The sequence below is a fragment of the Streptomyces sp. MBT65 genome (assembly GCF_016612545.1).
Classification (GTDB): domain Bacteria; phylum Actinomycetota; class Actinomycetes; order Streptomycetales; family Streptomycetaceae; genus Streptomyces.
This window is the reverse complement of sequence record NZ_JAENRY010000273.1, coordinates 1-9966: the sequence shown is the minus strand read 5'-3', so window position 1 is coordinate 9966 and position 9966 is coordinate 1. Positions and strand designations below refer to the sequence as shown.

Here is a 9966-nt window from a genome sequence, read left to right as displayed (position 1 = left end):
GTCCTGGGCGAGGAAGACCTTGCCGGTGGCGGTGCAGTGGGCGGGCAGGCGGCCGCCGGTGCGGGAGACGATCGGGGTGGCGCGGCGGCCGGTGATCTTCTCCAGGAAGAGGGTGTCGGTGCCGTCCGGGACGGCCAGGTGCACGTTCTCGTGGGTCGCCTCGTGCAGATCGCCCAGGTAGGGCAGGGCCACGTCTCGCAACTCCCGTACGGACGGCGAGGATTGGCCGAGGACGAAGAGGGCGAGTGCGATGCGGTAGCTGCCTTCCGGCGTGCGGTCCACCATGCCGAGCCGGACCAGTTCGCCGATCAGTCGGTGCGCTGTGGGTTTGGGGAGCCCGGTGCGCAGGGCCAGTTCGGCGAGGGAGAGCGCCGTCTCGGCGTCGCCGCAGGCGCGGAGCAGCAACACCCCGCGTGCGAGTACCGACTTCGGAAGCGGCCCGTCCGTCATGGACCGATGGTGGTCGCTTCCGCGCACGGGTGACAAGGTGTGGGTCACGGTGAGTCGCGACCGCAATCGAAGCGGTATCTCTACGAGGTCCGCAGCGGTACGTCCACGAGCATCGGCCGCGTCAACTCGTCGGCCCCGGCGACCAGTTCACGCAGGTGATCCGCGCTGTCGGCCCGTACCGCGTCGACGCCGAAGAAGCGTGCGGCCCGGGTGAAGTCCAGGGAGCCCAACTCGGTGCCGGGGCAACGCCCGTTGCCGCCCATCGCCTCGTACGTGTCCTGAAGCGTGCGGTAACTCCCGTTGCCCATCACCACGAACAGCACCGGCACTTGCTGCCGCGCCGCGCTCCACAGCCCCTGGAGTCCGAAGAGCGCGCAACCGTCCCCGAGGACCGAGACCACCGGCCGCCCGGGCTCGGCGAGCGAGCGTCCGACGGCGGCGCCGATGCCCCAGCCGAGGCCGCCGCCGACGGTGTGGGTGTAGCTGCCGGGCCGGTCGAGCCGTAGCAGCCGACGGAGCAACAGGCCGACAGTGATGGCCTCTTCGACCACCACGGCGTCCGCCGGCAGCCCGTGCGCCACCGCGTGCGCGGCGGCCCAGGGGGCGAGGGGCGCCGCCGAGTAGGCGGCGCGGGCGGCGGACTCGGCGCGGGCCCGTTCGGCGGTGTGCCGTTCGCCCGCGCGCAGGACGCGGGCCTTCGCGGTGTGGTCGGGGACCTGTTCGCGCAGCAGCTCGGCGAGGTGGTGCAGCGAGGGCGAGAGCGCGCCCACCAGCCCCGCGTCGGCGGGGAAGTTGCGGCCGATCTCCTCGGCGTCCGAGTCGAGTTGGACGACGGTGATGCCGGGCGGCAGGGCGGGCCCGGGGCTGTAGTGGTGGGGCGTGAAGGCATGGGCGCCGACGATCAGGACGGTGTCGTACGGCGCGAGGGCGGCCCGGATCGCGTCGTGGCGGGGTGGCAGCATCCCGGCGTAAAGCGGGTGTGTGGCGGGGAAGTTGAGGCAGTCGGCCATCGGCTGGTGGTGGACGGTCGCCCCACAGGCCTCGGCCGTACGGACGAGCGCGGCCACCGCGTCCTCGCGGCCCACTCCGTCCCCGGCGACGATCGCCGGTCGGGCGGCACCGCCGAGCAGTACGGCGGCCCGGTCGAGTCCGGCGGCGGCACCCGGCCGCGGCGGCGCGGTGCGGGCGGGGACCTCGACCTCGGTGTCCTCGGCGAGCAGGTCCATGGGGAGGGACAGGAACACCGGCCCGGCAGGCGGCCGTTGGGAGTGGGCGAAGGCGCGGCGCAGGGCGAGGGGCAGGTCGCGGGCGTGCTGGATGTCGTACGTCGCCTTCACCGCGGGCCGGGCGAGGCCGAGGAGGTCGCCGGAGAGCATCGGGTCCTGCTGGAGGTGGCGGCGGTCCTGCTGGCCGGCCGTGACGACGAGCGGGGTGCGCGAACGGCGGGCGTTGAGCAGGCCGATGAGGCCGTTGGCGAGTCCGGCGGCGATGTGCAGGCTGACGAACGCGGGGCGGCCGGTGCCGCGCGCGTAGCCGTCGGCCATGGAGACGACGGCGCCCTCATGGACGCCGAGGACGTACTCGGGGGCGTCCTCGGTCGACGACAGGGCGGCCAGGAAAGGGAGTTCGGTGGTGCCGGGATTGCCGAAGATCCGGTCCACGCCCTCGCCGCGCAGGATGTCGAGGAAGGCGAGGGCGGGGCGGTGACCCATGGGGGCTCCTCGGGGGACGGGACCGGTGACCGGTTCGCCGGTCAGCGTCGGGGTCCCGTCCCCGCGAGGCAAGGGCAGCGTGTCGCTCAGCGATACGTCGACACGTCAGCGCGCGTCCGTGAACCGCTCGCCTTTCTCGGCCTTCTCCACGAGCAGCGCGGGCGGCGTGAACCGCTCCCCGTAGCGCTCGGCGAGCGCACGCGCGCGTGCCACGAAGCCGGGCAGCCCGCCCTCGTAGCCGTTGACGTACTGGAGGACACCGCCGGTCCAACCGGGGAAGCCGATCCCGAAGATGGACCCGATGTTGGCGTCGGCCACGGACGTCAGGACGCCCTCCTCAAGGAGCTTGACCGTGTCGAGAGCCTCCGAGAAGAGCATGCGTTCCTGCATGTCTTCGAAGGGGATCTCGGCGCCCTCGCGGGTGAAGTGCTCGCGCAGGCCCGGCCAGAGCCCGGCGCGCTTGCCGTCGTCGCCGTAGTCGTAGAAGCCCGCGCCACCGCTGCGCCCGGTGCGGCCGAACTCGTCCACCATGCGGTCGATGACGGCCTCGGCGGGGTGGCCCGGCCAGGTGCCGCCCGCTTCCTCGACGGCCCGCTTGGACTCGTTGCGGATCTTGCGCGGGAGGGTGAGCGTCAACTCGTCCATCAGGGAAAGGACCTTGGCCGGGTAACCCGCCTGCGCGGCAGCCTGCTCGATCGACGCGGGCTCGATGCCCTCGCCGACCATCGCGACACCCTCGTTGATGAACTGCCCGATGACGCGTGAAGTGAAGAAGCCGCGCGAGTCGTTGACGACGATCGGTGTCTTCTTGATCTGCCGGACCAGGTCGAAGGCGCGCGCGAGCGCCTCGTCGCCGGTGCGCTCGCCCTTGATGATCTCGACGAGGGGCATCTTGTCGACCGGCGAGAAGAAGTGCAGCCCGATGAAGTCGACTTGGCGCTCCACGCCTTCGGCGAGGGCGGTGATCGGGAGCGTGGAGGTGTTGGAGCAGAGCAGCGCGTCGGGCTCGACGATGTGCTGGATCTCCTGGAACACCTTGTGCTTGAGGGAGGTGTCCTCGAAGACGGCCTCGATCACCGCGTCGCAGCCCGCGAGTTGCTGCGGGTCGGCGGTGGGGGTGATGCGGGCGAGCAGCGCGTCCGCCTTCTCCTTGGTCGTACGACCGCGGGAGACCGCCTTGGCGCAGAGCTTCTCGGAGTAGGCCTTGCCCTTGGCCGCCGCCTCCGGAGTGACGTCCTTCAGGACGACGTCGATGCCCGCGCGGGCGCACGAGTAGGCGATGCCGGCGCCCATCATCCCGGCGCCGAGGACGGCGACCCTGCGGACCGGGCGGGACTCGATGCCCTTGGGGCGGTTGGCGCCGGAGTTGACGGCCTGGAGGTCGAAGAAGAACGCCTGGATCATGTTCTTCGAGGTCTGTCCGGCGGCCAGCTCGACGAAGTAGCGGGCCTCGATGACCTGGGCGGTCTCGAAGTCGACCTGGGCGCCCTCGACGGCGGCGGCGAGGATGTTGCGCGGGGCCGGGTAGGGGGCACCGTTGGTCTGCTTGCGCAGGCTGGCCGGGAAGGCGGGCAGGTTGGCCGCGAACTTGGGGTTGGCCGGTGTGCCGCCCGGGATGCGGTAGCCGGGCCTGTCCCAGGGCTGCTGCGACTGCGGGTTGGCGTCGATGAAGGCGCGGGCCTTGGCGATCAACTCGTCCGGCGTGGCGGCCACTTCGTGGATCAGGCCGTTGTCGAGAGCGCGCTGCGGGCTGTACTGGGTGCCCTGGAGCAGCACCTTCAGCAGGGCGTCGGCGATGCCCAAAAGCCGTACCGTACGCACGACTCCGCCGCCCCCGGGGAGCAGGCCGAGGGTGACCTCCGGGCAGCCGATCTTCGAGCCGGGCGCGTCGAGGGCGACCCGGTGGTGGCAGGCGAGGGCGAGCTCGTAACCGCCGCCCAGGGCCGCGCCGTTGAGCGCGGCGACGACCGGCTTGCCGAGGGTCTCGATGCGGCGCAGGTTGCGCTTGATGGCGAGGCCGCCGTCGAGCAACTCCTGTGCGGTGTCCGGGGTGACGCGGATCAGGTCACGGAGGTCGCCGCCCGCGAAGAAGGTCTTCTTGGCGGAGGTGACGATGATGCCGCGGATGGACTCCTGCTCGGCCTCGATGCGGTCGGTGATCGCGGCGAGTGAGTCGCGGAAGGCCGCGTTCATGGTGTTCGCGGACTGGTTCGGGTCGTCGAGGACGAGGGTGACGACGCCGGTGTCGTCCTGTTCCCAGCGGATGGTGGTGCTCTCGGTCATGAGGGGGTTCTCCGTAGAAGTCTCTGGTCGCCGCGGAGGCGTCGGGTCGGCGCGGAAGCGTCGAGTCGGCGCGGAAGCCCTGGGTGGCCGCGGAAGTCCCTTGCGGCCGCCGGGAGTTCAGACGCGCTCGACGATCGTCGCGATGCCCATGCCGCCGCCGACGCACAGCGTGGCGAGGCCGTAGCGCTTGTCCTGGCGCTCCAGTTCGTCGACGAGCGTGGCGAGGATGATCGCGCCGGTGGCGCCGAGCGGGTGGCCGAGCGCGATGGCGCCGCCGTTGACGTTGACCTTGTCCAGGGACAGGTCCATGTCGCGGACGAAGCGCAGGACGACCGCGGCGAAGGCCTCGTTGATCTCGACGAGGTCGATGTCGTCGATGGTCAGTCCGGCCTTGGCGAGCGCCTTGCGGGTGGCGGGCGCGGGCCCGGTGAGCATGATGGTCGGCTCGGAGCCGGAGACGGCGGCGGAGACGATCCGCGCGCGCGGGGTGAGGCCGTAGCGCTCGCCGACCTCCTTGGAGCCGATGGCGACGAGGGAGGCGCCGTCGACGATGCCGGAGGAGTTGCCCGCGTGGTGGACGTGGTCGATCTTCTCCACCCAGTGGTACTTCTGAAGGGCCACGGCGTCGAAGCCGCCGAGTTCCCCGATGTCCGCGAAGGACGGCTTGAGCCGGGCCAGGGAGTCGGCGGTGGTGCCGGGGCGCAGGTGCTCGTCGTGGTCGAGGACGATCAGGCCGCTGCGGTCCTTCACCGGCACCACGGACCGCTCGAAGCGGCCCTCCTTCCAGGCGGTGGCCGCGCGCTCCTGCGAGAGTGCCGCGTACTCGTCCACGTCGCGCCGCGAGAATCCCTCGATCGTGGCGATCAGGTCGGCGCCGATGCCCTGGGGCACGAAGTTGACGGCGAGGTTCGTCATCGGGTCGTTGAACCAGGCGCCGCCGTCCGAGGCCATCGGCACCCGGGACATGGACTCGACTCCACCGGCGAGGACGAGGTCCTCCCAGCCCGAACGCACCTTGGCGGCGGCCATGTTGACGGCTTCGAGACCCGAGGCACAGAAGCGGTTCTCCTGCACTCCGGCCACCGAGTCCGGGAGTCCGGCGGCCACGGCGGCGATCCGGGCGATGTCGGAGCCCTGGTCGCCGACCGGGCCGACGACGCCGAGCACGATGTCGTCGATCGCTGCCGGGTCCAGGTCCGGGAAGCGGTCACGGATCTCGTGGATGAGTCCGACGACCAGGTCGATGGGCTTCGTGCCGTGCAGGGATCCGTTCGCCTTGCCGCGCCCGCGCGGGGAGCGGATCGCGTCGTAGACATACGCTTCGGTGCTCACTGCCAAGCCTTTCGATGAGGGTGTTCAAAGACTCGCCGAGGGGTTTCCTCGCTGAGGGTCGTCGAGGGAGTCGAGAAGTGCGGGGACCTCCCAGTCGCGGGCCACGTCGGGCGTGTCCGCGCCCGGCAGGGCGGGTGTGCCGCGCACCGAGGTGGGCGTCGCGGAGAACCGGGGTGCCGGGGCGGGCTGGGTGATCCCGCCGTGCTCGGTGAAGGTGCCGCGCGCGGCGAGGTGCGGATGGTGCGGGGCCTCGCGCAGCGACAGCACCGGCGCCACGCACGCGTCCGTGCCCGCGAAGACGCCGGTCCACTCGTCTCTCGTACGGCTACGGAAGCGGGCCGCGACCGCCTCGCGCAGCTCGCCCCAACGCGCCCAGTCCCGGCGGGCGTCGGCGAAGTCCGCGAGGCCGAGGAGGCGCGTGAACTCGTCGTAGAACTGCGGCTCCAGGGCGCCGACCGCCATGTGCTTGCCGTCGGCGGTCTCGTAGGTGCCGTAGTACGGGCAGCCGCCGTCGAGGAGGTTGGCGGCGCGCCGGTCCTGCCAGCCGCCGGCCGCGAGCATGCCGTGGATCATCGCGGAGAGGTGGGCGGTGCCGTCGACGATGGCGGCGTCGACGACCTGGCCGATGCCGGTCACGCGCGCGTGGTGCAGTGCGGCGAGGACGCCGACGACGAGGTAGAGCGAGCCGCCCGCGTAGTCGCCGAGCAGGTTGGCGGGGGCGGGCGGTGGCTCCCCAGGGCTGCCGATCATGCCGAGGGTCCCGGTCAGCGCGATGTACGCGATGTCGTGCCCGGCGCGCTCGGCGAGGGGGCCGTCCTGGCCCCAGCCGGTCATCCGGCCGTAGACGAGCCGGGGGTTGCGGTCGAGGCAGGGCTCGGGGCCGACGCCGAGGCGTTCGGTGACGCCCGGGCGGTTGCCCTCGATGAGGATGTCGGCGCGTTCCACGAGGTCGAGCACGCGCGCGGGGCCGTCGGGTGCCTTCAGGTCGACGAGGACCGAGCGCTTGTTGCGGTTGGTGATGTCGTGCTCGGGGGCGATCCCGAGTCCGGGGCCGCCGGGCCGGTCGACGCGGACGACGTCGGCGCCCAGGTCGGCGAGGAGCATGGCCGCGAAGGGGCCGGGGCCGATCCCGGCCAGCTCGATCACGCGCACGCCGGAGAGCGGGCCGTGCCCGGGCGTCGTTGCCGCTGTCATCCAGCCCCCAGCTGTGACACAACTGATGTAACACCGATGATGCTAAGAACGTGTTCCACTCGACACAAGACCTGAGTGAGCAAGCGCTCAGTCAAAGTACCGCCGTCGGCCGCCGCTAGCCACGGCCGTGCGCGTCCAGCTCGGCTATCAGGCGCTTCGGGGCGATCGCTCGGTAGCTCTCCTCCACCCAGTCGCACAGCAGCTCGGCGGTCGGGGTGCCCGGCTCGGCGAGCGGGACGCGCACCCAACCGGCCTTGCCGAGGCCGTAGCCGGCGGGCTCGGCGCCGGGTGCGGTGAGCGCGTGGGCGTGGGCCGCCTCGTCCGTCAGCTTGACCGTGAGCGCGAGCGGGTAACTGCCGTCGTCGACGCCGAGGAAGACGAACACCTTCTTGTTGACCTTCGCGACCGACTCACCCCAAGGGAACTCCTCGACGGCACCCGGCAGCCCGAGGGCGAACTCCCGCACTTTCGCCCACTTCTTGAGGGCGTTCCTGGGCACGGCCACCTGATACCTCCGGGCTCGTCGTCGGGCTCCGCACTCTTCACGCTAGCCTCAGCCACCGACAGCGGCGCGGGCTGCGGGACCCAGGAGTGTCATGAGCAGGCTGAACAGGACGGACCGTCCCTACGACATCGTGCTCTTCGGAGCCACGGGCTTCGTCGGGGTGCTCACCGCGGAGTATCTCGCCGCGCACGCGCCCGAGGGCCTGCGCTGGGCGATCGCCGGCCGGGACGAACTGAAACTGAAGCGCCTGCGCGAACGTCTGCCCGCCGGCACCTCGGTGGGCGTCCTGCGGGCCGACGTCTCCGACCCGGCCTCCGTGCGCCGACTCGCCGAGCACGCGCGCGTGGTGGCCACCACGGTCGGCCCCTACGTCAGCTACGGCGAGGATCTCGTCGCCGCCTGCGCGGACACCGGCACCGACTATCTCGACCTCAGCGGCGAGCCGGAGTTCGTCGACCTGACGTACGTCCGCCACGACGCACGCGCGCGTGAGACCGGCGCACGTCTGGTGCACTGCGCCGGCTTCGACTCGATCCCGCACGACCTGGGGGCGTACTTCACCGTGCAGCAACTGCCGGAGGGGGTGCCCCTCACGGTAGACGGCTTCGTGACCGCGGACGCGATGTTCTCCGGCGGCACGTTCGCCACGGCACTGGCCCAACTCGGGCGCGGCCGACAGGTGTTGGTCGCCGCCCGGGACCGGCGCCGCCATGAACCGCGGCTGGTGGGCCGCCGGGTCGAAGCACCCATGGGGGCACCGCGGTTCGCCGGGGAGATCGGCTCCTGGGCGGTGCCGCTGCCGACCATCGACCCGCAGGTCGTCCGACGATCCGCGAAGGCCCTGGACCGCTACGGCCCCGACTTCCGCTACCGCCATTACGCGGCCGTACGGCACCTTCCCGTGGCGCTCGGCGGTGTCACGGCGGTCGGCGCACTGGCCACGGCCGCCCAACTCCCGCCCGCCCGCCGCTGGTTGTCCGACCGGCTCAAGCCCGGCGACGGACCGAGCCCGGAGAAGCGCGCGAAGAGCTGGTTCTCCGTGAAGTTCGTGGGCGAGGGCGGCGGCAGGCGGGTCTTCACGGAGGTCGCGGGCGGCGACCCCGGCTACGACGAGACGGCGAAGATGTTCGCCGAGTCGGCCCTCTCCCTGGCCCTCGACGAACTCCCGCCCACAGCAGGGCAGGTGACGACGGCGGTGGCGATGGGCGACGCGCTCGTCGGACGGCTCCGGGCGGCGGGCATCACGTTCCGGGTGGCGGCGAGCCGGTGAGCGCGGGATCTGACACTCACTCGGATGGGCTATAGTTGATCACGAGCCGCTCACCGGAACACCCGGAGTCCGGTCGCGCGTCGGTGGTCCAAGGAAAGACGTCCCGCTTCCTGCGGGGAGATGCAGGTGCAAGGCCTGCCCGGCGCTCAACTCCGAGCCCCATGCCGCTTGTTGCGGTGTGGGGCTCGTCTGTTTCGCGCGACGCCATCACGTCGCCTCACGGCCACAGCGTGTAGATCATCCCGCCGATCCAGGCGAGGCCCGCCGCCACGGACAGGACGAGCGCGATCACCACGGCCCGCTCGACGGGCTGGCTCGGGTGGGCAACGGGCTTCGGGGAACGGTGCGTTGTCATGCGGAACAGCCTGCCGATCACCCGGGCGCGGCCGCATCCGTACACATACTCAGATCAGGTACTCAGTACGCGTCGCGCCGCCCACGCTCAGGCGGTCGCCTCCCGCAGCGCCCGCCGGCACAGCGCGTCCGCCCTGCGGGTCGTCTCCGGGAGGCGGAACTCCGGTGTCAGCGCGAGGACTTGGGCGCAGGCGTTGTCGAGGGTGAGCCGGTGGCCGACGGACACGAAGACCGGCTTCACGCCCTCGCGGGTGCGGAGCGCGCGGCCGACCTCCTCGGCGTCCGCACGGAGCGGCGACGCGGAGCCGCGCGGGGTGCCCGGATCGTCGTACGTGAAGGTGAAGGGGTTCTTGGCGACGCCGATCGTGGGCAGGCCGGTGAGGACGCCGAGATGGCTGGCGAGGCCGAAGCGGCGGGGGTGGGCGAGGCCGTAGCCGTCGCACACGACCAGGCCCGGCGGGCAGGGCAGCGCCTCCAACGCGGCCAGCACCGTGGGGATTTCACGGAAGGCGAGCAGGCCCGGCACATACGGGAAGGAGACCCGGCCGACGGCCGTGGCCTCGGCGACGACGGTGAGGCTCGCCGCGTCCAGCACGACGGCGGCGGCCACCACGACGTCCCGCTCGTCGTCGTAGGCGACGTCGACTCCCGTGACCTGCCCGGTCCTCGGCGGCGGTCCCGGCTCGTCGGTCACCACCCGCTCCCGCAACTCGTCCTGGATAGCGCGGGCCTGCTCCTCGGTCGCGGGCCAGCCCGCGGGAATGCGTACGGTCGTCATGGTGGTGCCGAGCGTACGGGGAGCCAGGGCGGCGGCGCGGCGACGGGGGCCGGCCCGACGACTTCCCTCCCGGCCCGAACCCGACGAC

9 protein-coding genes are annotated in these 9966 nt (G+C 72.0%); 1 reads left to right on the top strand and 8 read right to left on the bottom strand.

The genetic code is table 11. The annotated features are described in order from the left end of the window. The 6 genes from JHN63_RS40055 to JHN63_RS40030 all read right to left on the bottom strand — a co-directional run. Positions 1-450: IclR family transcriptional regulator (locus tag JHN63_RS40055; protein ID WP_200690032.1), on the bottom strand; the 450-nt coding region annotated here is incomplete at its 3' end. A gap of 80 nt (positions 451-530) precedes the next feature. Continuing rightward, the gene (locus tag JHN63_RS40050; protein ID WP_200690031.1) at positions 531-2162 is read right to left on the bottom strand and encodes a thiamine pyrophosphate-binding protein; all 1632 of its coding nucleotides are present in this window, start codon (positions 2160-2162) and stop codon (positions 531-533) included. A 105-nt stretch (positions 2163-2267) separates the two neighbouring features. After that, complete coding sequence (locus JHN63_RS40045; protein WP_200690030.1) at positions 2268-4445, bottom strand: 3-hydroxyacyl-CoA dehydrogenase NAD-binding domain-containing protein; 2178 nt, start codon at positions 4443-4445, stop codon at positions 2268-2270. 117 nt (positions 4446-4562) lie between these two features. After that, positions 4563-5777 (bottom strand): acetyl-CoA C-acetyltransferase, encoded by a 1215-nt coding sequence (locus tag JHN63_RS40040; protein WP_200690029.1) that lies wholly within the window; start codon positions 5775-5777, stop codon positions 4563-4565. Between the two features lie 24 nt (positions 5778-5801). Next, positions 5802-6971 carry a CaiB/BaiF CoA-transferase family protein gene (locus tag JHN63_RS40035; RefSeq protein WP_200690028.1) on the bottom strand — a complete coding sequence of 390 codons (1170 nt, stop codon included), beginning with the start codon at positions 6969-6971 and terminating at the stop codon, positions 5802-5804. Positions 6972-7086: 115 nt separating this feature from the next. Then, on the bottom strand, positions 7087-7476 hold the full coding sequence (locus JHN63_RS40030; RefSeq protein WP_200690027.1) for an MmcQ/YjbR family DNA-binding protein: 390 nt from the start codon (positions 7474-7476) through the stop codon (positions 7087-7089). Between the two features lie 91 nt (positions 7477-7567). On the opposite strand from JHN63_RS40030, the gene JHN63_RS40025 reads away from it, so the two are divergent. After that, positions 7568-8746 (top strand): trans-acting enoyl reductase family protein, encoded by a 1179-nt coding sequence (locus JHN63_RS40025; RefSeq protein ID WP_200690026.1) that lies wholly within the window; start codon positions 7568-7570, stop codon positions 8744-8746. A 217-nt stretch (positions 8747-8963) separates the two neighbouring features. On the opposite strand, the gene mmpA is transcribed toward JHN63_RS40025, so the two are convergent. After that, positions 8964-9101, bottom strand: a complete 138-nt coding sequence (gene mmpA, locus JHN63_RS40020; RefSeq protein ID WP_200690033.1) for a morphogenic membrane protein MmpA — start codon at positions 9099-9101, stop codon at positions 8964-8966. 87 nt (positions 9102-9188) lie between these two features. Continuing rightward, positions 9189-9878: an endonuclease V gene (locus JHN63_RS40015; RefSeq protein ID WP_200690025.1), complete on the bottom strand. Its 690-nt coding sequence runs from the start codon at positions 9876-9878 to the stop codon at positions 9189-9191. Positions 9879-9966: the final 88 nt, after the last annotated feature.

Excerpts from the sequence above, each read along its gene's own strand:
- JHN63_RS40025 (WP_200690026.1), top strand. The coding sequence starts at position 7,568 with ATGAGCAGGCTGAACAGGACGGACCGTCCCTACGACATCGTGCTCTTC.
- JHN63_RS40050 (WP_200690031.1), bottom strand. The coding sequence starts at position 2,162 with ATGGGTCACCGCCCCGCCCTCGCCTTCCTCGACATCCTGCGCGGCGAG.
- mmpA (WP_200690033.1), bottom strand. The coding sequence starts at position 9,101 with ATGACAACGCACCGTTCCCCGAAGCCCGTTGCCCACCCGAGCCAGCCC.
- JHN63_RS40045 (WP_200690030.1), bottom strand. The coding sequence starts at position 4,445 with ATGACCGAGAGCACCACCATCCGCTGGGAACAGGACGACACCGGCGTC.
- JHN63_RS40015 (WP_200690025.1), bottom strand. The coding sequence starts at position 9,878 with ATGACGACCGTACGCATTCCCGCGGGCTGGCCCGCGACCGAGGAGCAG.
- JHN63_RS40035 (WP_200690028.1), bottom strand. The coding sequence starts at position 6,971 with ATGACAGCGGCAACGACGCCCGGGCACGGCCCGCTCTCCGGCGTGCGC.